Origin of the sequence: Nocardia coubleae NBRC 108252 (assembly GCF_001612805.1) — a bacterium.
GTDB lineage: Bacteria > Actinomycetota > Actinomycetes > Mycobacteriales > Mycobacteriaceae > Nocardia > Nocardia coubleae.
In genome coordinates, this window is record NZ_BDBD01000011.1 from 1,076,031 (window position 1) to 1,100,400 (window position 24,370).

Here is a 24,370-nt window from a genome sequence, read left to right on the forward strand (position 1 = left end):
GGCCTGCGGTCAGCGATCGGTGAGGCGGTCGCGGATGACATCGCCGGCGAGGTTGGCGATCGTGGCGAGCACCAACAGTCCGATCGCGGGCATGATCGGCACCCACCAGGAATCGAGCAGGTACGGCAGTCCCCTCGCGGACATCGCGCCCAGCTCGGGAGCGGGGGCGGGGGCACCGAGACCGATGAAGGAGAGTCCGGACAGCATCAGGATCAAGGCGCCGACGTCCAGACTCGCCGCGACAATGGTCGGCGGCCATGCGCCCGGAAGCAGGTGGAGCCGGCCGAGTTCGAAGCTGCCTGCACCGGACATCCGTGCGGCGTCGATGTGCGGCTGCGATCGGAGTCTTGTCACCTCGCCCCGCACGACTCGCGCGTACAACGGCCACCAGACCAGTGCCACCGCCACCAGCGTATGACCATACGACGGCCCGATCGCTGCTACGACGGCGATTGCGAGCAAGGCCGCAGGCAGGGCGATGAAGATGTCGGTGATCCGCATCAGGATCCGGTCGACGATTCCGCCGAGGGTGCCCGCGACCGCTCCCACGGTCCCGCCGATGACGATTCCCGAGGCGATCACGCACAGGGCGCCCCACCAACTGGCGCGCATGCCGACCAACACGCGGCTCGCGATGTCGCGCCCGACCTCATCGGTACCGAGCCAGTGCGCCGCATCGGGCGGGGATACGGGCTTCCCGACGGGGAGATCGGGGTCGTACGGCGCGAGCCAGGGTGCGCCGAGCATGACGACGATCAGCGTCGCGAGCACACACAACGTGATCACCTCACTCGGTTTCACGCGTCCGCGCACCGCTACAGCCGCCGTTTCGACGTCGGCACCGCCGGTCAACGGCGCCGACGCCGGCACGGCACCTGCCGGCTCGGCGAGCCGCTGTTCCGGTGCGCTCCCGATATTCGGTACGGCTTCCACCAGCGCCTTGCTGTAGGGGTGCGACGGTGCGTGGGCGACCTTCTCGGCGGCGCCGATCTCGACGATCTCGCCGCGAAACATCACGGCGATGCGGTCGGCGACGAAACGCGCCGCGGCCAGATCGTGGGTGACGAAGACGACCGTCAGCCCGAACTCGCGTCGCAGCGTCTGGATCAGGTTCAACGTCGACGCCGCCAGTGGTGCGTCCAGCGCCGAAGTCGGCTCGTCACACAGCAATACGTCGGGAACGACGATCGTCGCCCGCGCGAACGCCACGCGCTGCCGCTGCCCTGTCGACAAACTGTCGGCACGCAGGTCGGCGACGGCCGCCGGGAGCCCCACGCGTTCGAGGGCGGCGATCACCCGGGCCCGGCGCTCGGCCCGGCCGAGTGTCCTCGGCAGCCGTTCACCGACCTGTCGCTCGACGGTCAGCCACGGTGTCAGCGACGCGCTGACGTCTTGGAAGATCATCTGCGTCGACGTACCGGACACCTCGACGACGCCGCGGTCCGGTTTCTCCAATCCCGCGATCAGCCTGAGCAGAGTCGATTTTCCCGACCCCGACTCGCCGACCACCGCGACGGCTTCGCCTGCTCCCACCTGCAGGTCGAGGTCGCACAGCACCGTATGCACCTCGCGCCTGACCGACCCGGTGCGAAGGCGGAAGCTCTTGCCGACACCGCGGCACCGGACTGCCGGTCGCGAGCGCTCGGGCTCCTCCAACGGCGGGAAGGCGGAGGCCGGCCCACGCGCTCGGTTCCGGTCGACCTCTGCCGGAAGGATGCACGCGGCCTCGCCCGCGTGGAAACCGGCCGGTGTCAGCGGGATCGGCGACTTCGCACAGTCCTCGGTGCGAAGCGAACATCGCGGAGCGAACGGGCAACCCGGCGCTGGGTCCCGGGGATCCGGTGGCATGCCTGTCAGCACAGGTATTCGGTGGTTCACCGGCAGGCTGAGATCGAGGCGCGAATCCAGAAGGCCGACGGTGTAGGGGTGCGCGGGAGTGGCGAGGACGTCGGCCATGGCGCCGACCTCGACCAGGCGCCCGCCGTACATGACCGCGACCCGGTCGGCGACCGCGGCGGCGACGCCTATCTCGTGGGTGATCAGCAATACCGAACAGCCGAGTTCGGCCCGCAGGTCCCGGAGCAGGGCCAGAATCTGCGCCTGCACCGTGACATCGAGCGCCGACGTCGGCTCGTCGGCGATGATCAGGTCCGGTCGCGTGGCGATCGCGATCGCGATCATGACTCGTTGCCGCATTCCCGCCGACAGTTCGTGCGGATACGAGCGCAGCCTGCGACCTGGCTGTGGGATGCCGACCAGATCGAGCAGCCGGACCGCCTCCGCGGTCGAGCCCGCGACCTCCCGCACCTGCTCGCCGATCCGCATCGTCGGGTTCAGCGAAGTCATCGGATTCTGGAACACCGCACCCAGATGCGCGCGCCGGACTCTCCGTCGCTCGGCCGGTGAGGCGGCAATCAGGTCGACACCACACACCTCGGCCCGCCCGGTGACGACGGCAGGTGGGTCGCCCACCGGCAGTCCGAGCAGGCTCAGCCCCAAAACGCTCTTGCCGGAACCGGATTCGCCCACGAGCGCGATGATCTCCCCGGCCGCGATCTCGATGCTCACTCCCCGAACCGCGCGCACCGCGACGCCCCGGTGGCGGAACGTCACCTCGAGGTCGCTGACACATGCACGCGGAACGCGGCCGCCTTCGTCCCCGTCGGCTGCTCCTTTGCGGAAGTGCTTCACCTCGCTGTCACCTTCCGGAGCAGGTTGACAGGAACCATGCCCGTGCCGAGCAGCGTATGGACGATCTCGCCGATGCCCGAACCGGTCACGATCACGTCCTCGATATCGCAGAGGTTGATGATCCAGGCCTGACCCATCACGATCTCGGCGCCCTCGACCCAGTACCGTTCGGCCTCGGCTTTGCCGAGTGATCGTTTCCCGGCGTCCATGACGGCGTCCAGCGTGGTGTCCGAATAGTTGAACCAGTTGATCGGCGAGACGCCGGTGCGGAAGAAGATCCGCAGTGTGGTGTCGGCGTTGAGCGCGTCGCCGCCGGACCCGTGGACCAGCATGTGCGGCTGCTGCCCGACCGGTGTCGAATGCAGGGCGAATACCTGCGAGGTCGGCATGGCCCGTACCGTCGCGGCCAGTCCCAACGCGGCCAGCTGCGTCTGGAGGAGTTCGGCGACACGGGCATCGGTGGCGCCACCGGCCTCGTCGTAGGCGACGTCGATCCGCTTGTCGCCGTCCGGCAGTTTCGCGATCAATGCCTTCAGTTCGGCGGTGTCGTGGTCCGGCGCATCCGGTGCGGCGCCTTCCGGCAGCACTCCGGCCGGGTAGAACTGGGTGGATCGTGCGACGGTCGGGCCGTAGGCGGGCTCGATCAGCGCGGGAACGTCCACCGCCTTGCGCATCGCCTGGCGGAACGCGGTATCGGCGAACGGGCCCTTCTTCCAGTTCAGGAAGATCGACGATTTGAACGCCGTCGGGTGCTCCGTCACGGTCAACGCCGGGTTCGCCCGCATCGCCTCGATCGCGGCGATCGGCAGACCCTTGGTGATCATGTCCAGCTGGCCCTGCTCGAGCAACAGGCGTTGCGACATGATGTCCGGGATGATCTCGATCCGCAGGGTGGTGAATTCCGGTTTCGTTCCCCAGTAGCCGTCGTACGCGGTGAGCGTGTAGTGACTGCTCGGCACGAATTCGGTGATCCGATAGGGGCCTGTTCCCGCATCGTGGGTGCTCAACCAGTCCTGAGCCAGGTCACCGTTCACGCTGTGGGCCTGTATCGCGGTCGGGCTGACTGCTTTGAGTCCCCACGGGCAGGCGAGGTAGTCGAGGAACGGTTGGACCGGATGGGCGAGTTCGATCACGAGCGTGGAGTCGTCGGGCGCGGACATCGACTCGACGTCGGCGATCAGGTAGGCGGGTGCTTGCCCGATCGACGAGCGTCGTTCATAGCTTTTGATGATCGTGGCGGCTGTCATCGGCGTGCCGTCGTGAAAGGTGACGCCGGCACGGAGCTTGAACATGTAGGTGAGCCCGTCGTCGGTGACCGTCCACGACTCGGCCAGGCCGGGCACGATCTCGGACGAATCGGGGGCGTAGGCGACCAAGCCTTCGTAGGCGTTCAGGGTCACTTGTAGACCCTCGCCCTCGTAGAAGATGTCGGGGTCGGGTACCTGCATGTCGGCCAGGAACCCGAAGCGGATCGTGTCACCGAACGTCCCGGCTCCACGGGACCCGCCCGAACATGCCGACAGCAACGCCGATACTCCGAGGGCTTCCGCCACCGCGACGAGCGCGGTGGCCTTCAGGAACGTCCGTCGGTCCGCGGTAGTGCTCATATCGCAACGCACCTTTCAGAGCCGTCGCGGGCGAGGTGCCGGGCTCTACCGGCATCGCGAGCGACATCCGATTTCGTTCCGAGGTCCGCCACCAACCCCTTGCGACGACCTCACGCATGATCCGAATCTCAAGTGTCACACAGGAATCCGGCGACAGATCTCGAAATCGTGCGCGGCACAACCGGAACCCGCGCTCCACAGCGAGCGGCGAGCCGGTCGACCAGCCGACGTCGAGGGTGCACGGATGACCGAATTACGGCGGCGTTCGGCGCGTTTTCGGAAGCCGAAGCAGGACTGGATGATCCGAGGCGATGCGCTCCGGAGTCGCGGTCCACAGGGCTTGACACGAGAGCTCCGTAATGTGCGACATCTATTGACAGCACGCCCGTGGTGATGCGATGTTGAATACAGCACAGACCCGCGACAACCGAGACGCGGACGATCACGCTTTCAGTGATTCACAGATCCGGTCCGTGCTTCTATCGTGTACCTCTCCTCGACTATTTCCCGGGCGCCTGCCCGAGTTGTTGTGCTTGGATATCATCGTCCGTCAGGGGTGAAGACGTGAGCGACAAAGAAACCAACGATGCGGTATCCGATTTCGGAGTCCCGGAAACCGACCGAGCATATTCCGGATACACACTCGTCGAGAGCCGCGAGGACAATTTCGACGATGATTTCCGACCACAGGTCTGCGACATGGCGGACCTGCGTGGCGCCCCGGCAGCACGAGATCGTTTCATCGACCGGTTCGGTACCGCCATGGTGGACGTCGGTATCGCGATATTGACCGGCCACGGAATCGACGCCGACGAACTTCAGGCCATCGATCGCAACGCACTGAACATTTTCACAACGGTGCCCGAAGACCAGAAGATGAAGTTCGTTTCGACGGACTGCGCATACGGCGAACCCTACTATCTGGGGTACGTTCCGCTCCAGGAAAGTATGCCTGCGCTGCCACATGCGGTGGAAGCGTGGGAATTCGACCGATCAGCGTTCCGAATCACCGGCGAAGACGCGGACGCGGCTCTCGGCTACTGGCCCGACGAGAAATACGAATCAGCATTCAGAAAATTCTGGCACGCGTGCGAGGAGCTGACCCAGCAGCTCGGCAGAGCCCTGCTGCAATACCTCGACGTCGATCCGTCGCTCTACGACCAGAACATCTCCCCCACGAACGACGTCCTGAGGTTGAATCACTACCCACCGATCAGCTCACCCATCGAGGACCTCGCCTCGCCCGCGCGCGTGCTGTCCCACGAGGACTACGGGCTGCTCAGTTTGATGACCGGAAGCCCGGTCGAAGGACTACAGGTATATCGCCCGCAGAACGAGGCGTGGAGCAGGGTGTACACGCCGGCCGACTCCCTTGTCGTCATCAGTGGGAAATGGCTCAGCTATATCAGCGACAATCGCTTTCGCGCCTGCACACATCGTGTCAGCGTGCCACGCGATCCCGCCCAGCGCGCCGTGCCCCGGGTGACTGTCCTCTATACACTTCATCCCTACGAGGCGGCGACTCTCGAAGTTCTACCGGGATTTCAACCGGAACGGCCGCCGATCAGTGGCAAAGAATTCATGACACGGGTTGCCGACAGGCTGTCCGAACGATGCCGGAATATGACGGACCCGAACACCTCTGGGCATGCCGGGATCCGCCCCTCGATCAACGGAGCGTGGTGACGATGCTGTTTCTCCCCCGCGCCGAGCTGGCTTCGCTGTTCGAGCAGGCCCGGTATCGTGCCTTTCAATTCGAGGTGGAAGACGACCACGTCGTGAGCGACGAACACGAACCGATGCGTCGATACCAGGCCGGCCTGGTACCGCTCGACCCGGACGACTACCCGGTGTTGTGGAAGGAATGGGAAGATCTGAGCGACGCGACCACCGCACGAGGAGTCGCTATGCAACGCGTGCGGGTGGTCACCGAACCCCTGACCGATTACATCCGTTTTCTCCACGCGGTGACCGATCGCAACCAGGCACACGGTGAAGACATTCGCTGGCTCCCCCGGCACTGGTGCCCGCCGGAGGACTACACCACGGACGAGTGGTGCCTGATCGACGACGACACACTCGCCTGGACCTTGTTCGACGCGGAGGATTTCGTGGGTTACGGCCTGACGCACGACCCGGTCGAAGTCGCCCGCGCGATCGCCATACGTGACGCGTTGTGGGCAAAGGCCGTGCCCCACAACGACTACGTACCGGGGGCCGACCTCCCCTGACGTGACCGGTCACCACCGTCCCGCGAACCGCGCCGCCCTGCGGCGCGTACCCGCACCTCCAGGACGGCTTACGGCCCACCGTTACAACGAAGTCGCATCCCAGAGCACGGGACAGATCTTGGGGTCGCTGTAGTCGACATCCCCGTTCGGGAGTCTGCCGCACAGTTGATCGTTGACATGCGACTGCAATTGTCCCGTTTCGTCGTAGATTCGCTGGTATCGGTTCGCGCCATCCTGCATGTGCACGATCAGTCCCACTCGCGCGAGGTTGCTCAGATTCGAGCCACTGCCGTGAATCGTCATACAGCTGTGGAAACTCACCTGCCCTTTGCGTAGCAACAGCGGCACGCGCCGAATCGGCATTCCGGTACTCATGAGCAAACTGTCCGCCTTCGCCGGGTCGGCGCCGAGAATGAACTCGTCGTTATAGCGAATCGCGCGTATCTGCTCGGTATCCGACCATCTGTGACTCCCGTCGATCATGACGACGGGTCCCATGGATTCGTCACTGTCCTGTAGCGCGATCCATGCGGTCAACATCTTGGTGGAGGTGCAGGTGCGCCAATGAACACGGTCGGAATGCCATTCGATGGTGTGCTCCGTGCGCGGTGGTTTGTATATCAAGCTGCTCAACCAGAGCCTGATCTGACCGGTCCGCGCCAGTCGCGCCGCGATGGCCCCGATCAACGGCTGGAGCATGAAACTTCCGAGACGTTCGCTGGTCAGTGCGACGTGATCATTGAACCGGAGACGGTGCGGCGAACCCTCGATCCAGTCGTCCACCTCGTCGAGCGTGACAGGTAACGTCCTGTCGCGCTCGCCCCGGTGATGCGCAGCCAACGCAGCCGACGCGGCATCGACCACTTCGTCGGTGAACAAACGTGGAGTAACGAACCAGCCGTGCTGCTGATAGAACTCGACGTCCTCGCCGGATGGCAGCAATTGCTGTTCGGCCGGTGACAATTCGAACATGATTCCTCGTTCCTACTCGTCCCACAGCACCGGACAGATCGCGGGGTCGCTGTAGTCGAAATCGCCGTTCGGCAGCCTGCGGCACATCCGGTCGTTCGCCGTGGTGAGCAGTTCTCCCGATCGGTCGTAGACCGCTTGATAGCGATTCGGGCGATCCTGCATATCCACCGTCGCACCGACCCTGGCCCGCCCGCTCAGGTTGGGGCCGCTGCCGTGCAGCGTCAGGCAGTGATGGAAACTGACTTCGCCCTTGCGCAACAACATGGGAACGGTGCGCAGTGGCATGCCGGTCCGCTCGAGGCGGTCCTGCAACAACGCGGGATCGGCACCGAAGAATGTTCGACCGTATCTGATGGCACGAATTTCCTCGGTATCCGGCCAGCGGTGGCTTCCGTCGATCATCACCACCGGACCCATGGACTCGTCGCAATCCTGTAGCGCGATCCACGCGGTCAACATATTGGTGGAGGTACAGGTACGCAGGTAGGCGCGTTCGGCGTGCCATCCGATAGTGGTATCGCCGCCGCCGGTTTGTGGTTGCTTGTACACAATGCTGCTCTGCCACAATCTGATCTGACTCGTCTGCGCCAACCGTGCGGCGACGGCCGCGACCATCGGCCGCAGCATGAAATCGCGGAGGCGGCGATTGGTCAGCGCGACATAGTCGTTGAAGCGGATCTGGTGCACCGCGCCCGGGGTCCAGTCGTACAGTTCGTCGATCTCGCCCGGCAGCTCGTAATCACGCTCGCGCCGGTGATGTGCCTCCAAAGCGTCCAACGCGTCGTCGACCGCCCCCTCGGTGAACAAGCGCGGTGTGATGAACCAGCCGTGCTCCCGATAGAACTCGACATCGTCATCCGACGGAAGCAATTCTTGTTCAGCACTGGTCAATTCGAACACCGAACACCTCTTTCACATCGGCAATACGATGCCCGGACGCTGCGCATCGCTGTCCGGACTCACTTCAGCCCCTAGCCGCCGGCCCGGCGGTCGACCACACGCAGGCGCAGTCCTCCTGGCACCAGGGACACCGACAGCGGGGGGCGCATGCTTGTTCCGGGAACGGTCTCGACCCGCCAGCGACTCGCGATGATCACCAAGGCAAGCACCACCTCCGTCATCCCGAAGGTTTCCCCGATACATTTCCTCGCCCCACCGCCGAAAGGCAGGAGTGCTCCCGGCGGCGATGCCGTGCGTTCCGGCAGCCACCGGTCGGGATCGAAACGGCCGGGATCGTCGTAGAGGTCTGCCCGCCGGTGGATGAGGTAGGGGCTCACCGCAACGGTGCTGCCGACCGGCAGCTCGTAGGGACCGAGTTCCACGTCTGCAGTGACCTTCCGGGTGAAGAACCACGCAGGGGGATAGAGGCGAAGGGTTTCGGTGACGATCCTGCTCGCGACCGAAAGGCGCTCCAGATCAACGTATTCGGGCCGCCGGCCGGCGAGCACTGTATCGACCTCGGCATGCAACCGCGCCTCGATGTCGGGGTTCTCGGCGAGCACGTACAGCACCCACGCCAACGCGGAGGAAGTGGTTTCCGTTCCCGCGACGAAGAACGTCACGACGGCATCGCTGACGTCGTCGTCGATCGTGCCGGGGGCCTCGCTTTCACGATCGTGGACGGTCAGCAAGGCCGAGAGCAGGTCCCCGTTGTCGATGCCGCTCGCGCGCCGTTCGGCGATGATGCCGTTCATCGTCGTGCGCAACCGCCGATTGGCGTGGTTGTACCGCCTGGTGCTGGGAATCGGGAGCCTGCTGATCACGTCGGGCAGCAGCGTGCGTTGGAAAGTGCCGTCGAAGGTGGCGGTGAGATCGCCGATCACCTCGTGCAGCACCCCCGCTGGGAGCGTGCTGGAGAACATGGCGGCGCCGAAGACCTTGGAGGTGATCGTGAACATTTCCGGACAGACGTCGAGGACTCGGCCCGATTGCCAACCGTCGACGACGGAGGCGATCTGGGTTGTCATCGTGTGCGCGTAGTCCGCGAGACGTCTGGGGTGAAAGGCAGGCTGGGCCAGGCGGCGCTTGTGCCGATGCTTGCTGTGTGTGCAGGTGGCGACGCTTTCGCCCAGCCACTCCCGCTCGCGGTCCAGGAACAGACCGCCTTTGTCGAAGGTCCGGTCGTCGATCAGGACCTTGCGGGTGAGTCCGGGATCACACACCACCACAGCGGTTTTCGGGCCGAGGCGGATCTTCACGAGATCACCGTGTTCGGGCAGCTGCGACAGAAAGGTGAAGGGCTGCTTCACGAAAGGCAGGAGATGGCCGATCACCGGCCGGGCACCTGGCGCAGTCGGTATCTCGCGGGAAGGCTCAGTCATGAGTCGCTACGTTCCCTTCATAGATCCCGGGCTCAGCGCTGCCTGCGGCCCCCACCTGGCGAAGCCATCCGAACCAGTCCTCGAGGCCCCACGACCGGACAACGAGTCCGTCGGTGATCTGGTGGAATTCGTGGATCCGGATCCGGACGGCTCTTCCGGTGGGGGGAACACCGAGCCACTCCCCCTCGTGGACGCCGCGCATCTCCCCGCGGACCGCGACCATCCCGTTGCCGTCGGACCCGCGTCCGTCGACGATCGCGTGCACGACGATCCTGAAGTCGGCGAAGGCGTGATCGACTGCGGCGACAAGGCTTTCGATCCCGGCACGACCTGACGCGGGCCCGGGCGAGTCGTCGACCCAGTCGGGAGCCATCACGTCGTCCAGCAGACCGACGTCGCCGCTCAAACCGCGGTAGAACGTGGTGATCAGGTCGTCGACCGATCGCGTCATCGCCGAGCTCCTTCTATCGGTTTTCGTATGCCGCGGCCAAGAGCTTGTTGACGTATTCGAGGGCGAGCCGCGGCGTCCGGAGAATCTCGACGGTCTCGTTCGGCAGCAGCATCGGTATGCGGACATGCCATTCCCGCTGAATTCGTTCGGCCAGTTCGATCGTGCCGAGCGAGTCCAGCCCGAGTTCCTCGAAGGGCTCGTCGAGTGTTTTCTCGGTGAGCTCGAGATCGGCTCCTTCACACGCCCGATACAGTCGGCTCAAGTCGTCGAGGGCGAACTCTCTCATCAGTACTCCTTGTTCGGAAAGGCAGCGACTCGAGGTCAGGCTGTGGTTTCGTGGCAGGTGCACGCGGTGACCCGATCGAGGCGCGCGAGGTGCAGAATGTGGCGTGCCGCTACCCGGATCGCGCAGGACGCGACGTGTTTGTAGGTGCCGAAGAAACCACTGAGCAGAATGCTCGGCGAGCGGTTGTACACCTCGTGCCACCAGTGATCGGGCACGTACAGTGCGTCACCGGCCTGGAGCTCGACTTCGAACGGGCGCTGACCGGAATTCGTCGCACCAGCTGCTATCTCGGCCAACGGCCGAGCCGAAAGACGCGCGAACGGATCGTATTTCGCCGACAGCGCATCGGCGTCTTCGACGAAACCGGGTGGTGCTATGCGGAAGCGTTTGGTTCCGCGGATCGCGACGGCGATGTTTCCGAGCAGGTCGTAGTGCGCACCGGTGCGCGCGCCCGCGGGACCTACCCAGACTCCGGGCGGCGGAGCGACCACATGCTTCGGGAACAGCCTCTTTCGAGGAAGTATGTCGGCCTGAAGCTGTGGGAACCTGCGTAAGAGATCGAATTCTTTGAGGTAGAGGGTTTCTTCGCCGGGTTCGTCGTGCGCGAGGAACTTCATGTACGCACCCAGCGTCGACTCGGTGAAATGTGTTGCGGCGCTTTCGCGATCGCCCCGAACCAGCTCGATGGGCAACTCTGGCCGCAGCTTTGCGAGGAAGTCGAAATCCCACCGGTGCACGGCGGGCCAATCGGCGGCCAGCCCCGGAAGGAACGCTGGTTCTTTTCTGGCGATGTACTCGCTCAACGGCACAGTCGCCGGTTGTAGCTGCAGCATTTCTTCTCCCCTCGGCTCGCGCACGGCACTCACAGCCCGATCAGAGACTTCTGTGGATCACGGCGCCGTAGTCCAGGGACTGCGGGTGGGGAAAGTAGTTGGGTTTGACCGCGACTATCGTCGTGAATCCGTTCAAGTAGTAGTAGCGAAGCTGCCGGTCGACGGGCGTCCCGTCGTCGTTGGTCGCCCGCACATAGGAGACCGGTGAACCCTCCGGGTTGGCCATGATCCATTCACGTAATCCGGGGACGGTCGACCCGCCGTACAGGTTGCGATAGCCCAATTCGGCAAGCTGCGGCAAGAACGAGCGAAAGAGAGCTCCGGCCGCCGCGGAACTGGTGCTGGTCAGGCTCACGCCGAACACGCAATTGGTACTGCCCGGCGGGGGAAGTGGGGCGTAGGCGCACGCCCGCCAACTCTGTGCCGCGTGCACCGTTTCCTCGGTGATCGGTCGGGCGAACATGGACGCGAGGAGCCGGTCCCCGTCCGGCGCGAACGCTCCCGCGGCGAGGTCGGGTAGTCGATCGATTCTGTCGAACAGTTCCTCGGCTGTCGCCGCCTGTTCGTGGTCCCACTTGGTTTGCTCCATGTCCACGAGCTGGTCCAGGTCGGACAACCGCAGGTTGCGTACCTCGATATCGTTCGCACCGACGGTTCGAACGGCAGCACGCGGAAGGTTTTCCCCTGTTGGCATGTGTTTTCCCTTCGAAAGCATTTCTCCGCCTATGGGAGGTCGGGGGGTAGGGAGCCGCTGTCTCGCTCGAGAACCTCGTTGATGTAGACGGCGAGGCGAGTCGGGGTCGGATGGTCCAGGATTCCCGCGACCGTGAGCCGGACGCCGGTGGCGCCGCTGAGGCGAGTGCGCAGCTCCACATTGGACAGCGAGTCGAACCCGGCGTCTCGGAAGGTCCGATCCGCGGCGAGGGCGTCGGGGTCCTGGTGTCCGAGCACGACAGCGGCGTGGGTACGAATCAGGGTCGTCAGCGCTTTGACCCGTTCGCCGGGCGCCAGGCCCAGCAGTTTAGGTTGTGGGAAACCTTCTGTGGCGGAGTTGGATTCGTCGTCTACTGATGACGGGGTGTGGTGCCGAGACAGATCGGCCAGGACCGCGACGGGCGGCGCTGCGGGGTCGATGGGCGAGAGGGCGGTCGCGGCGAGGAGCGGCTCATCCTGTTCCAGGGCCAGGTCGAAGACGTCGAGCGCGCCTGCCGTGTCGAGCGGGGCAAGACCCTGCCGGGCGAGACGCGCCAGGTCGGTGTCGTCCAGATGGGCGGTGAGACCGCTGGACTGCCGCCACAGTCCCCACGCGATGGAGGTGGCGGGCAGACCGATGCTGTGCCGGTGGTAGGCCAGCGCATCGAGGAAGGCGTTGGCTGCCGCGTAGTTCGATTGTCCGGCCGTGCCGACCACGTCGGCGATGGACGAGTACAGCACGAACGCGCGCAGATTCATGTCGGCGGTGAGCTCGTGGAGATGCCGAGCCGCGATCGCTTTGGGTGCCAGCACCCGCTCGAGCCGGTCGGGGGTCAGGTCGGTGAACAGGCAATCGTCCAAGACCCCGGCGGCGTGCACGACAGCGCCGAGCGGGTGGCGGGGCGAGATGTCCCGGATCACCGAGGACAGGGCGGCGCGGTCTGTGACATCGCAGGCGGCGATGGTGACCTGCGCACCCATTTCACCGAGTTCAGCTGCCAGTTTCCGGGCCTCGGACGACTCATGGCGGCTGACGAGCAGAAGCCGGCGGCAACCGTGCGCGATGACGAGGTGACGCGCGAGCAATCGACCGAGGCTGCCCGTACCGCCGGTGATCAGCACCGTCTCCTCGGGGACGAGCGCAGTGGGCTGAGTCAGGACGAGTTTGCCCGTGCTGTGCCCCTGGCTGAGGTGTCGCAGCACTTCCCGCGCGTGACCGATGTTCCAGGTCCGGACGGGCAGCGGGCTCAGCGCGCCGTCGGCGAACAGCTTCTCGAGCTGGCCGAGAACGGCGTGCACCCGAGACATCGGAAGTACCGCGATATTGACGGTGTCGTAGGTGATTTCGGGATGCCCGGCGGTGACAGTGGCCGGGTCCCGGAGATCGGTCCTGCCCATCTCGAGGTAGATCCCGCCGGGCCGCAGCAGCCGAAGCGAGGCATCTACCGCTTCACCCGCGAGGCTGCCGAGGACGACATCGACACCGGTGGCGCCGGTGACCTCGGTGAAGTGCTGTTCGAATTCGAGAGTGCGTGAGTCGGCGATCCGTTCGCGCGCGACCCCCATCGCCTCGACGATCCCCTGTTTGGAAAGGCTTGCGGTCGCGTAGATTTCGGCGCCGAGCATGGTGGCGATCCGGACGGCGGCCATGCCGACGCCGCCCGCCGCCGAGTGGATCAGGACCCGCATGCCCGGTTTCACCTCGGCGAGCTCGACGAGCGCGTGGTAAGCCGTGAGGAACACGATGGGCGCGCCGGCGGCCTGAGCGTGACTCCAGTGCGCGGGCACAGTCAGGACGGCACGCCGGTCGACGACGGCGAAGGGTCCGTAAGCCCCCGGCCTCGAGCCGGTATGCAGCACGACCGCGGCGACCCGCGCGCCGAGTTCTACGTCGCCGACCTGCTCGCCGACCTCCACGACCTCACCGACCACTTCGAAACCGAGCGCGGTTTCGTCGAGCATGCCGAGCGCTACCAACGGATCACGGAAGTTCACGCCGGTGGCCAGCACGCGGATGCGCACCTGGTCTGGTTCGAGCCGCACCGTGAGGTCGGGTGCCGGGGCGACCGCGACGCTGTCCAAGGTCTTGTCCCGACCTCGCACCAGCCGCCAGGATTGCTCGACGACCGGTGGCCGGAGAAGACCTTCGGCCGCGGGAGCCAGGCGTGGGACCAATGCCCGCGCACCGCGCAGAGCTACCTGCTGATGGCCGGTGCCGATCACACCGGCTATCAGCCGATGATCGACCGGGTCGCCATCGAGATCGATCAGGCGCACCCGATCCAGATGCTCGGTCGCGACGGAACGCATCATGCCCGCGCATGCTGCTCCGATCGCGTCCGGCGCGCATTCGGTGATGCTCGTGCTGTTGGCGCGGTGAGTGACGCAGACGATCAGCGTCTCGACGAGCAGTTCGTCGCGCAGGAGCGTTTGTGCGTCGACCATCGATCGCGAAAGATGTTGCCGCAGTGCGGTTTCCTCGGCCAGCTCGCCACTGGGTGTCGAGGAACGAAGATCGAGCAGGACAACCTCCGGAACATCTCGACCGTGCCGCAGCGCTGAGGCCAACGAGCGGGCGTCGGGGTGAACGTCGGCTCCTGGCAGGTCGCGCTGTGCGCCGACGACCGCCCACCGTGCGCAGTCCCCCGCGCCCCCGGTGCTCACCTCGACCGGCCGCCAGAGGAGTCGGAACGCATGGCCGGCGCCGGTGGCGAGCATGCCGCGCAGTGCGCGTTTCGTCACCGGACGCAGGAGCAGATCCCGGAAGTCGGCGACCTGGTTTCCGTGCGGGTCGGTGACCCGCACGTGGTAGCGGTCCTGTCCGGCCGGGCTGATCGTGGCGCGCAGAGCGTCCGTCCTGCACGGCAGTATCCGGGCGGCTCCGATGGAGTACGGCAGTATCGTGCTCTGCTCCGCTCCGGTCAGCAGCAGGGCGTGCAGGATCGAGTCGACGAGAGCGGGATGAACAGCGAAGCCTTCGGTACGCGGCGGCCGGCGACGCCCCAGCTGGACTTCGACGTACAGCGTGGCGTCCTTGCGCCAGACGGCGGTGAGGTTCTGAAAGGCGGCACCGTAGTCGTAGCCTCTGTCGTGCAGTACGCGATAGGTTCCGTCCAAGGGCAGGCGATGACTCCCTTCGGGCGGCCAAACCTGTTCCTGTGGAACGTCTTCGGTCGCAGCCGCGATGGTGCCCGCGGTTGTCGCCTGGCCGTGGCAGCGCCACGGGCCCTTGTCCCCGCGATCACGCGAGTGCAGGGTCAGCCGTCGACGTCCGTCCTGTCCCACCGGTCCGCACATCACCTGGATGTCGACCGTGGTATCCGTCAGCGGCAGCGGCGAACTCAGGACCAGGTCCTGCACCCCGCTCCGGCCCGCTCGGGCAGCGCACCAGGTGAGAATTTCGACCGTCACCGTGGCGGGGACGATGACCCGGTCGAACACCTTGTGGTCCGCCAGCCACGAGTGTTCTCTCGGGTCGAGGCGACCCACACACACCGTGCCGCCGTCGGAAAGGTCGGTGGTGGCGGTGATGAGCGGGTGGTCCGCGATGTCGAACGATCCGTCCCGCGGATTCCGTGACGTGCCGGTCGCAGGTAACCAATAGGGCCGACGTTGCAGCGCGTAGGTGGGCAAGTCGACCTCGCGGGCACCGGGATACAGTGTCTCCCAGTTCACCTCGGCGCCCTGAGCGTGCGCGTCGGCCACGGCGGCGAGAAAGTCCTCGCCTCCGCCTCGCCCGCGTTGCAGCGTGCCGGTGACGCCGGCGTCGATGTCGACCATCGATGCGACTTCGGCGATGGCGCCGACCAGTACGGGATGCGGAGACACCTCGACGAATTGCCGATATCCGGCGGTCAGCGCACTGCGTATCGCCTCGTCGAAATGCACAGTGCGGCGGAGGTTCTCGAACCAGTACGGTGCATCGAGGCCGGCCGAATCGATGATCTCGCCGGTGGTCGAGGAGATGATGGGCAGCCGGGCCGCACGCGAGGTGATCGCGCCGAGATCGGCGAGGATACGGTCGCGCAGCGCCTCCATGTGCCGACTGTGGGAAGCATAGTCCACGGGCAGCAGGCGGCCTTCGACACCGCTTTGCTCGCAGTGCCGCAGAAATTCCGTCATCGCGTCGGCGTCGCCGGCGACCACCGTGGCCGACGGCCCATTGACCACTGCCACCTCGAGCTGGTTGTTCCACCTCTCGAGTGCTTCCCGCGTGCGCTCGACGGGCATAGCCACCGATGCCATGGCTCCGCGCCGGTCGACCGACCGCAGTGCGGCGCTGCGCAACGCCACCACGCGGGCGGCCTCGTCGAGCGTGAGAGCTCCGGCGATATGAGCCGCCGCGATCTCACCTTGACTGTGCCCGATGACGGCGGCGGGCTCTACCCCTAGGCTCTGCCACAATTCGGCCAGCGACACATACATCGCGAACAACAGCGGCTGGATGACCTCGGCCCGCTCGAGCGGTGCACTCCGCTCTCCACGCAACACCGCCACGACGTCGAAGTCCACGTAGGGACTCAACGCTTCGGCGCAGCGTGCCATCGATCGGGCGAAATCGGGTGAGTCGGTGAGCAACCGTTCCCCCATGCCGACCCATTGCGACCCCTGGCCGGGGAAGACGAAAACGGGGCCTGGACCGTGCCGCACCTTCCCGACGGCAACGCCCGAAGAGGAGGTAATCGCCTCTGCGGCAAAGGCTTCCAGCCTCGCTACCAGTTCCTCTTTCTGTCCTCCGGTGACGACAGCTCGATGTGTCAGAGGGCTGCGCGTGGTTCCGAGCGACCAGCTGAGATCCACGGCGGAAAAGTCCGCGTTGCCGCGCACATGAGTAGCGAGCGCCGCGGCCTGTGCGACGAGAGCCGACGGCGACGCCGCGTACAGCGGCCACATCGGCAGTCGCGTGCGCAGCGGCGAAGGCTCACGCCTGCCTCTCCGCCGATGCCCGGCAGCTGCGGGCTGCGGAGCTTCTTCGAGAATGACATGGGCGTTGGTGCCGGTGATCCCGTACGACAGGACACCGGCCCGCCGAGGTTCTGCCGTACGCGGCCAGGGGCGCGACTCCCGCAGCAACCGCATGCCGCCCGTCGTCCAGTCGACACCGGCGATGGGCCTGTCCACATGCAGGGTGGCGGGCAACCGCTCGTGCTGTAGCGCCAGCACCATTTTCATCAGACCGGCGAGACCGGCAGTGGCGAGTGTGTGGCCGATGTTCGATTTCACCGAACCCACCCACAGGGGGTCGTCCGCGGAATGCTGGCGCGCATAACTGGTCTGCAGAGTCGCGGCCTCGGTCGCGTCACCGAGCGGCGTTCCGGGACCGTGCGCTTCGATCGCACCGATGTCCTGCGGACGCAACCCGGCATCGTCGAGGGCGGTGGCGATCACGGCCTGCTGGGCACGCCCGTTGGGCGCCTGCAGCGTGGCGCTCGCTCCGTCCTCGTTGACGGCGCTTCCGCGGATCACCGCGAGAACCGGCTTGCCGAGGAACTGGGCTCGTTCCAGCGGCATCAAGATCAACGACGCGACGCCCTCCGCCGGTGCGAAACCGTTGCCGTCGGCGGAGAATCCCCGGGAGTAGCCGTCCACCGACAGGACGCGATGCCGGGAGTATCGTGCCAGCATCGACGGGTCGGAGATCGCGGTAGCGCCGCCGACGATCGTGACATCGCACTCACCGGAGCGCAGCGCCCGCACCGCCAGGTGCACGGCCACCAGCGCGGACGAACAGGCCGTATCCACGGTGATGGCCGGGCCGTTGAGGCCGAGCGCGTACGCGATCCGGCCCGAGGTCGCGCTCAGCATCGTGCCCATCAGCAGATGGCGTTCCAGGCCGGGAATTCTGGAGCCCGCCAGACCGTAATAGCTGTCGGTCGCGCCGACATACACGCCGGAGCGGACGGTGCGCAACGACTGTGGACTCGAGCGCGCACGTTCCAGGGCCAGCCACGAACTCTCCAGCAGCATCCGTTGTTGCGGATCCATCGTGGTGGCCTCACGCGGTCCTATCCCGAACAGGCTCGCGTCGAAGTCGCCGATGTCGCGGAGGAAGCCACCCCGCTGGATATACGTGGTCCCTTCGACAGCCGGGTCCTCGTTGTACACCCGGTCGAGGTCCCATCCGCGTTCGGTGGGCAGGCCGTGGGACACATGCCGTCCCTCGTCCAGCAGCTTCCAGAACTCGTCCGGACCATCGGCACCCGGGAATCGGCAGTCCATGCCTACGATCGCGATCAATCCACCCGGCCCGGTGTCGCTGTGGTCAATCATGGCACCATTCATTCCTCGTGTTCGGGCACAGTGGCAGACCGGATATCGGCAGGAAGCTGCTCGACGCGCGGCTAGTCGTCGTAGTCCACGTACTTGCCTGCCAGCTTCGCCATGAAGTCCTTGGCACCGATGGGCCCGTACTTCGGGGCGCGGCCGGGCCATACCTCGAGAACCGAATCCTCCCGGGGCAGAACGAGATAGGGAACAGAGATCCGCGACACCGCCCGGTGGGCCGGATCCCTTGGCGCGCAGACTCGATGCGAACACGAACGGAAGCGGTCGTTACTGACCATTTGGAGCCAGTCGCCGCTGTTCAAGATCATGGACCCGGACGGGGCGGACACCCTGCTCCAGGTTTTGCGCTCCGGGTGGAAAACCTGCAGCCCTTCGATCGGGTTGGCGGGCAGCAGGGTGATGAGGCCGTAGTCTTCGTGGGTCATGAAGCGACCCGTGTTCTCGGTATCGCTGTCGCGGCTCTCGAACGCCGGATAGTGGTTGATCCTCAGCACGCCGTTCGGCGGTGACAGTTCCTCGTCGTAGATCGATGGATCGATATCCAGATACTCGAGCAGGGCTCGGACGAGCGGCAGCGTCATGTCCTCACACGCCCGCCAATACGGTCGCAGACCCGTTTCGAACTTCTCCTCCGGCCAGAAGGACAGCGCCTTCTGTGAGTCCTCACCGGGCATACGGAAGGAATCGCGAAAGAACTCCCATGCTTCCACCGCGTTCGGCCGCGTCGGCGTCCACTCCTGGACTGCGAAATACCCGCGGCGGAACGCTCCGCCGTACACGTAGTCGGTCGCGGCGAACTTCAGTTTCTGCTCGCCGGGAACCGACGTGAACAATTCCAGTGCGCACCCATCGGTGGCCCGGAGCGAGTCGGCATCGATCCCATGGTTCACCAAGATCGCCAGTCCGATATCTTCCATGGCACGCCCGAGCGTATCGACGAAACGTTTCCGTGCCGCCGCGTCGCCCTGGAGATCGGCCATATCACAGATCACCGGTTCGAAACTGTCGTCGAATATGTCGTCGGGACTTTCCTCGAGGGAATAGTCGAGGTCTTTGTCCACCACCCCGAATTTGCCGAGCGCTTCATTGGCATTGGAACCCACGTTGTCACCTCTGAATGAATCCGAGCCGTCGGCAGACGACTACATTTACACGCCGCCGGTCCGACGCATAGAAGACCTCAGCGATCCAGATACCTGGCAGCCAGCCTGGTCATGAAATCCCGGCCGCTGATCGGCTGATACTTCGGCTCGAACCCGGGCAGCACTTCCACGATCGACGTCTCGTGCGGATGTACGACATAGGGAATGGTGAGGCGAGGCACCGCCCGCTGTGCACGGTCGCGAGGAACGCTGACGCGATGGGTGCAGGAGTGGAAGTGATCGTTGCTGATCATTTTCAGCCAGTCGCCACTGTTCAGCACGAAAGAACCGGCAGGCGCGTGGACCCTGCTCCACGTCTTGCGCCGGGGGTGGTAGAGCTGCAACCCCTCCACCGGGGTGGCGGGCAACAGCGTGATCAGCCCGTAGTCCTCGTGGGCGATAACCCGGCCCGTGTTCCCGGCCGCCACCGCCGCGTCGTCGATCGGCGGGTAGTGATTGAACCTCAGCACACTGTTCGGCGGCGAGAGTTCTTCGTCGTAGAGCGATGGGTCGACGCCCAGATACCGGAACATGGCGTGCACGAGCGGGAGCACCATCCGCTCACACGCCTGCCAGTAGGGTCGCAGCGCCGTTTCGAAACGCTCATCCGGCCAGAAAGTGAGCGCCTTGTCGGGGTCTTCGCCCGGAATGCGGAAAGCCGCTTTGTCGAGTTCCCACGCTTCTACCGAATTCGGCAGGGAAGGCGTACTTTCCTGGAGGGGGATGTACCCCATTTGCAGCGGCTCACCGAAGGTGGTGTCCGTCGCGATGTACCGCATCTTTTCTTCGATGGGTGTGGCCGTGAACATCTGGAGTGCCGCGTCGGCGGCCGCCGGCAGGACGGGCTCGGCGCCATGGTTGATCAAGATGGCCAGTCCGACCTCCTCCATCGCCTCCCCGAGCTGGTCGATGAAGCGGTTTCGTGCCGCCGCACCGCCGTCGAGGTCGGCCATGTCGCAGACTTGTGGCTCGAAGCTGTCGTCGAATACGTCGCCGGGACTTTCGACGAGAGAATATTCCAGACAGTCGAGATCATTCTCCACCACGGCGGATTCCGGGTGCTCCACATCGGATTTGTTTGCACTCATACTGGCCCCCTTCAAGATATTCGATCAGGTATCCGGGCAGAGTTCCACTCGGTGACTGGAAAGCTTGAGAAAGGTCGAATAAGGCGGAACTGCTGGGTAGATCAAGATTGCATCACCGCTGGTGCACTGTCAATAGCGGTCGTAGCAGCGACCAGTCGCAGAGAATTTGCTCGCCGCGAAGCAAAATTTCGGCAATCCGACCGGACAGTCATCGAACTCTCGCATAGACAAGCCATTCCCGAATCACAGATCTTCGCAGTCCGGCAATCGAAATGAGTGCACGGAGTATTACGACTTTCGGCCGGCACGAAACCATTCCACCGGCAGCGGCGATCATGGCACGACCGCACTCACCGCGCCCTGCCATTTCGCAACGAGCAGCCCGCGTTGCGCCGTGGAGTCGCTACCCGACTCGCGTCCATCGAAACGACGGTCCGCTACGGACTACTTTACGGTGACTCATGTTGAGACAGAGCGTGTTTCGGTCACTTCGTCGATCTTCCGACCGAATGCCCAGATCACCGCGGTGGCACCGCCGGTAGCGATCGGTATGCCGGGCTCCGACTCGGCTACCGCGCTAACCGGAACCAAAGCCGTTGTCGGCGCGTGTCTTTCGCGCCGCCATTAGTTCGCGGCGGTGGTGCCGACCGCCGGGCAATGCGGCCGACGAGCAGCTCACCCGGTTTCGTCGGATGCCGTGAACGCTCTTCGCCCACCTATGCGCTAGTTCGGGATGTGCCTACCGGCGCGGGCCTGCAGATCTTCGTCGATCTGCGCGAAGTCGCGGTCCTTGGTCTCGGGGACCCGGCGGTAGACGAATATCAAGGCCACCAGGCAGATCACGGCGAAGATCAGGAAGACAGGTCCTGATCCGATCGCCCCGGTCAGCGGCAGGAAGGCCGTCGACATGATGAAGTTCGACAACCAGCTCACCGCTGAGCCCGCGCCCGAGCCCTGTGCCTGCACGTCGGGTGGGAAGACCTCGGCGAGGATCACCCAGAACACCGGGCCCATCCCGATGGCGAAGGACGACACGAACACCAGCATGCACACCAGCAGGATCACCGAACCGAGATCGACGATGAACGAGACGCCGAGCAGTGCCACCGAGATCCCCATTCCGACCAGGGAGATCAGCAGCAGCGGTCGGCGTCCGAGCCGGTCGATCAAGCGCAGCGAGACGAATGTCATCGCGAGATTCACGATGCCGATGATCACCGAATAGACGATCGAGTTCGACGCGCTGAGGCCGGTCTCCTCCATGATCGTCGGCGCGTAATAGAGCACGGTGTTGATGCCGACGAACTGCTGCAGGACGGCGAGTCCGAGTGCCACGACCAGCGCGGGGCGGACGCGGGGTGCCAGCAGCACCCGCCACCCCTTCTGCTCGGGACTCTTGTCCTGTTCCCGAAGGCGCCGGCGTTCGGCTTCTTGGTGGCGGTAGTGCTCGATCACCTTCTCGGCACCCGCGGCACCGACGACCGAGCCGATGGTGGTTCGTGCTTCATCGATACGCCCCTGCGCGATCAACCAGGTGGGCGTTTCCGGTAGCCGTTTCACGATCAGCACCAGCAAGACCGCCGGAATCGCGCCGACCCAGAACATCGCGCGCCAGTCGCCACTACCGCTGAAGGCGAGGTTCACGAGGTAGGCGACGAGCATGCCGACCGTCTGCAGCAGCTGATTGAGGGTGAGCATTCGCCCACGGATCTGTGGCGGCGAAATCTCGCCCAAGTAGGTGGGAACCAGTGCCGAGGCGATGCCGACGCCGAAGCCCATGACCAGGCGGCCGAGGACGAGCAGCGGGAATCCGGTCGCCAGCGCCGACACGATGAAGCCGACCGCGAACAGCAGCCCGGCGCCGCCGAGCACCATCTTGCGGCCGAATCGGTCCGCGAGCCCGCCGGTGAACATCGCCGCGACCAGCGCGCCGAGCAGCAGAATACTTGTCACCAGGCCCTGTTGGGCGTCGTGGAGGTCGAGGTCGCCGCGGATGTAGAGCAACGCACCGGAGATGACGCCGGTGGCGTAGCCGATCATGAAGGTGGCGAGGTTGATCCACAGTCCCCACCGAGCGACCATGCGCAATCCCGCGTTGGGGACGTCGAGTTGGGAACTCTCTGAACCGTTGGTCATCTCATTCCCCCTGGCCGGGGAGCCCGGTCGGAGCCCAGCCGGTAGGGCCCGTGCTGCCTGCCGCGTATTCCCCTATCGGCACCCGGTTCTCACGCCAGGCCTCGCGGACCGGCTCGATGATGCGCCAGCACTGGACGGCCATGTCGCCACGAACCGACAGTGGTGGGATGCCCTCGATCACGCCCCGGAGTACTTGGCCGTAGGGCGGCAGCATGCCCGCGCCGAACTCGCCGGCCAAGCTCACCGGATCGATCTCGAACGAGTCGCCCGGTCCGCTGATGTTCACGTCGAGCCCGAAAGTGTTTGCGCCGAGGGGTATTCCGATGTGGAGCCGGTTGGGTTGCGGGCTGCCGGTCATGCCGACCGGTATTTGTTGCGGCGGCTTGAAGGTGACCGTCACCTCGGTGCGCGGTGAGCCGAGCGCTTTGCCCGAGCGCACCCGGAACGGCACACCCGACCAGCGCCAGGTATCGACCGCGAGCACCAGTTCGGCGAAGGTCTCGGTATTGCGGGAGCCGTCGATGCCCTTCTCGTCCACGAAGGAGGGCACCTGACGGCCGTCGATCTCACCCGCGGTGTAGCGGGCGCGGCGGCTGTAGGTGATCGGGTCGTCGTCCCAGATCCGGGTGGCCCGCAGGATCTGGGCCTTCCCGTCGCGCACGGCGTCCCCGTGCAGCGACGGTACGGGCTCCATCGCGAACAGCGACAGCACCTCGAGCAGGTGGCTCTGGATCATGTCCGCCAGCGCACCGGTGCCGTCGTAGAAGGCGGCCCGACCTTCCAGCGTCAGGCTCTCGTCGAAGACCACGTCCACGCTGTGCACGTGCTGGTTGTTGAGCAGGGGTTCGATCATGCGGTTGGCGAACCGCACGCCCAGGATGTTGAGAACGGTCGACATGGCGACGAAGTGGTCGATCCGGTGCACATGGTCTTCCGGAACGAGCTGGGTCACCAACTCGTTGAGCGCGGCGGCGCTTTCGGCGTCGCTGCCGAACGGCTTCTCGATCGCCAGCCGGGTGCCCTCGGGCAGGTCCACTCCGGTGAGCACGCGGCAGACCTTCTCGGTGACAGCGGGCGGCAGCGCGAAATAGATGATCAGCTGTCCTGTGCAGGAGTCGAGCAATGCGCGCAGATCGTTCTCGTCGGTGGCATCCGCTGTGACATAGCGGGTGGTCGCGACTACGGCTTCCACCTGCGGTCCGTGCGCGTCCACCGTCGCGAAGGACTCGGTGACCTGCGAACGCCAGCGGTCGTCGTCCCAGCTTTCCACCGCGCTGCCGACGAGCTGAAGCTTGTCCACACCACCGGTGGTCAACAGCGCACCGAGCCCCGGCAGCAGCAGCCGCGCCGTGAGATCGCCGCTCGCACCGAGAATCACGAGCGTCTGATCACGTGAACTGTTCGCACCAGTTGTCGAGTCCGAGGTCATAGTCCTTCGCTCCTGTCGTGCGTATTGCGACGAGCAACGCGGCCTGCAATGCCGATCCGACCCTGCGCCCACAATGGAGCGCCTCCTGCATGAACTTGCGCGGGACAACTCTATGTTGCCGATGTACCCGGCGCCGGGAGGTCGTGAGCAGCGCGTCACCGGGTCACGTGCTGCGGAGCCATGCCGATCCACGACCAGATGGCAA

General features: G+C 65.2%; 16 protein-coding genes. 2 read left to right on the forward strand and 14 right to left on the reverse strand.

Features of this window, described 5'->3' with window-relative positions:
* Nucleotides 1-9: 9 nt before the first annotated feature.
* Together NCO8_RS14020 and NCO8_RS14025 are read right to left on the reverse strand one after the other, a co-directional pair.
* Entirely contained in the window at nt 10-2,691 is a 2,682-nt protein-coding gene (locus tag NCO8_RS14020) for an oligopeptide/dipeptide ABC transporter ATP-binding protein (protein WP_084457069.1), read from the reverse strand.
* Nucleotides 2,688-4,298 (reverse strand): ABC transporter substrate-binding protein, encoded by a 1,611-nt coding sequence (locus NCO8_RS14025; RefSeq protein ID WP_067639581.1) that lies wholly within the window; start codon nt 4,296-4,298, stop codon nt 2,688-2,690. The genes NCO8_RS14020 and NCO8_RS14025 overlap by 4 nt, the downstream gene beginning before the upstream one ends.
* Nucleotides 4,299-4,862: 564 nt before the next feature.
* On the opposite strand from NCO8_RS14025, the gene NCO8_RS14030 reads away from it, so the two are divergent.
* The gene (locus tag NCO8_RS14030; protein ID WP_067639583.1) at nt 4,863-5,984 is read left to right on the forward strand and encodes a 2OG-Fe(II) oxygenase family protein; all 1,122 of its coding nucleotides are present in this window, start codon (nt 4,863-4,865) and stop codon (nt 5,982-5,984) included.
* A 2-nt stretch (nt 5,985-5,986) separates the two neighbouring features.
* A complete protein-coding gene (locus NCO8_RS14035; RefSeq protein ID WP_067639585.1) occupies nt 5,987-6,529 on the forward strand; it encodes a DUF6879 family protein in 543 nt (180 codons plus the stop codon).
* Between the two features lie 81 nt (nt 6,530-6,610).
* Here NCO8_RS14035 and NCO8_RS14040 read toward each other — a convergent pair whose 3' ends face one another.
* From NCO8_RS14040 to NCO8_RS14095, 12 genes are all read right to left on the reverse strand, one after another.
* Nucleotides 6,611-7,501: a phytanoyl-CoA dioxygenase family protein gene (locus NCO8_RS14040; RefSeq protein WP_067639587.1), complete on the reverse strand. Its 891-nt coding sequence runs from the start codon at nt 7,499-7,501 to the stop codon at nt 6,611-6,613.
* 12 nt (nt 7,502-7,513) lie between these two features.
* Nucleotides 7,514-8,401: a phytanoyl-CoA dioxygenase family protein gene (locus NCO8_RS14045; RefSeq protein WP_067639589.1), complete on the reverse strand. Its 888-nt coding sequence runs from the start codon at nt 8,399-8,401 to the stop codon at nt 7,514-7,516.
* 71 nt (nt 8,402-8,472) lie between these two features.
* The gene (locus tag NCO8_RS14050) at nt 8,473-9,822 is read right to left on the reverse strand and encodes a cytochrome P450 (RefSeq protein ID WP_067639591.1); all 1,350 of its coding nucleotides are present in this window, start codon (nt 9,820-9,822) and stop codon (nt 8,473-8,475) included.
* Nucleotides 9,815-10,273, reverse strand: a complete 459-nt coding sequence (locus NCO8_RS14055) for an ester cyclase (protein ID WP_067639593.1) — start codon at nt 10,271-10,273, stop codon at nt 9,815-9,817. The genes NCO8_RS14050 and NCO8_RS14055 overlap by 8 nt, the downstream gene beginning before the upstream one ends.
* A gap of 13 nt (nt 10,274-10,286) precedes the next feature.
* Complete coding sequence (locus NCO8_RS14060; RefSeq protein ID WP_067639595.1) at nt 10,287-10,559, reverse strand: acyl carrier protein; 273 nt, start codon at nt 10,557-10,559, stop codon at nt 10,287-10,289.
* A 35-nt stretch (nt 10,560-10,594) separates the two neighbouring features.
* Nucleotides 10,595-11,392: a cupin-like domain-containing protein gene (locus NCO8_RS14065; RefSeq protein ID WP_067639597.1), complete on the reverse strand. Its 798-nt coding sequence runs from the start codon at nt 11,390-11,392 to the stop codon at nt 10,595-10,597.
* Nucleotides 11,393-11,432: 40 nt separating this feature from the next.
* Nucleotides 11,433-12,086 carry a hypothetical protein gene (locus tag NCO8_RS14070; protein ID WP_067639599.1) on the reverse strand — a complete coding sequence of 218 codons (654 nt, stop codon included), beginning with the start codon at nt 12,084-12,086 and terminating at the stop codon, nt 11,433-11,435.
* Nucleotides 12,087-12,115: 29 nt separating this feature from the next.
* Nucleotides 12,116-18,355 (reverse strand): type I polyketide synthase, encoded by a 6,240-nt coding sequence (locus NCO8_RS14075; protein WP_167353285.1) that lies wholly within the window; start codon nt 18,353-18,355, stop codon nt 12,116-12,118.
* A gap of 71 nt (nt 18,356-18,426) precedes the next feature.
* A complete protein-coding gene (locus NCO8_RS14080) occupies nt 18,427-19,473 on the reverse strand; it encodes a 2OG-Fe(II) oxygenase family protein (RefSeq protein WP_067639603.1) in 1,047 nt (348 codons plus the stop codon).
* Nucleotides 19,474-19,550: 77 nt separating this feature from the next.
* Nucleotides 19,551-20,600: a 2OG-Fe(II) oxygenase family protein gene (locus NCO8_RS14085; RefSeq protein WP_067639605.1), complete on the reverse strand. Its 1,050-nt coding sequence runs from the start codon at nt 20,598-20,600 to the stop codon at nt 19,551-19,553.
* 723 nt (nt 20,601-21,323) lie between these two features.
* Entirely contained in the window at nt 21,324-22,736 is a 1,413-nt protein-coding gene (locus NCO8_RS14090; RefSeq protein ID WP_067639607.1) for a sugar porter family MFS transporter, read from the reverse strand.
* Between the two features lies 1 nt (nt 22,737).
* Nucleotides 22,738-24,165 (reverse strand): glucose-6-phosphate dehydrogenase, encoded by a 1,428-nt coding sequence (locus NCO8_RS14095; protein WP_067639609.1) that lies wholly within the window; start codon nt 24,163-24,165, stop codon nt 22,738-22,740.
* Nucleotides 24,166-24,370: the final 205 nt, after the last annotated feature.

Coding starts and splice junctions, on each gene's coding strand:
- NCO8_RS14025 (WP_067639581.1), bottom strand. CDS start 4,298: ATGAGCACTACCGCGGACCGACGGACGTTCCTGAAGGCCACCGCGCTC.
- NCO8_RS14035 (WP_067639585.1), top strand. CDS start 5,987: ATGCTGTTTCTCCCCCGCGCCGAGCTGGCTTCGCTGTTCGAGCAGGCC.
- NCO8_RS14040 (WP_067639587.1), bottom strand. CDS start 7,501: ATGTTCGAATTGTCACCGGCCGAACAGCAATTGCTGCCATCCGGCGAG.
- NCO8_RS14050 (WP_067639591.1), bottom strand. CDS start 9,822: ATGACTGAGCCTTCCCGCGAGATACCGACTGCGCCAGGTGCCCGGCCG.
- NCO8_RS14055 (WP_067639593.1), bottom strand. CDS start 10,273: ATGACGCGATCGGTCGACGACCTGATCACCACGTTCTACCGCGGTTTG.
- NCO8_RS14060 (WP_067639595.1), bottom strand. CDS start 10,559: ATGAGAGAGTTCGCCCTCGACGACTTGAGCCGACTGTATCGGGCGTGT.
- NCO8_RS14065 (WP_067639597.1), bottom strand. CDS start 11,392: ATGCTGCAGCTACAACCGGCGACTGTGCCGTTGAGCGAGTACATCGCC.
- NCO8_RS14070 (WP_067639599.1), bottom strand. CDS start 12,086: ATGCCAACAGGGGAAAACCTTCCGCGTGCTGCCGTTCGAACCGTCGGT.
- NCO8_RS14075 (WP_167353285.1), bottom strand. CDS start 18,355: ATGATTGACCACAGCGACACCGGGCCGGGTGGATTGATCGCGATCGTA.
- NCO8_RS14085 (WP_067639605.1), bottom strand. CDS start 20,600: ATGAGTGCAAACAAATCCGATGTGGAGCACCCGGAATCCGCCGTGGTG.
- NCO8_RS14090 (WP_067639607.1), bottom strand. CDS start 22,736: ATGACCAACGGTTCAGAGAGTTCCCAACTCGACGTCCCCAACGCGGGA.
- NCO8_RS14095 (WP_067639609.1), bottom strand. CDS start 24,165: ATGACCTCGGACTCGACAACTGGTGCGAACAGTTCACGTGATCAGACG.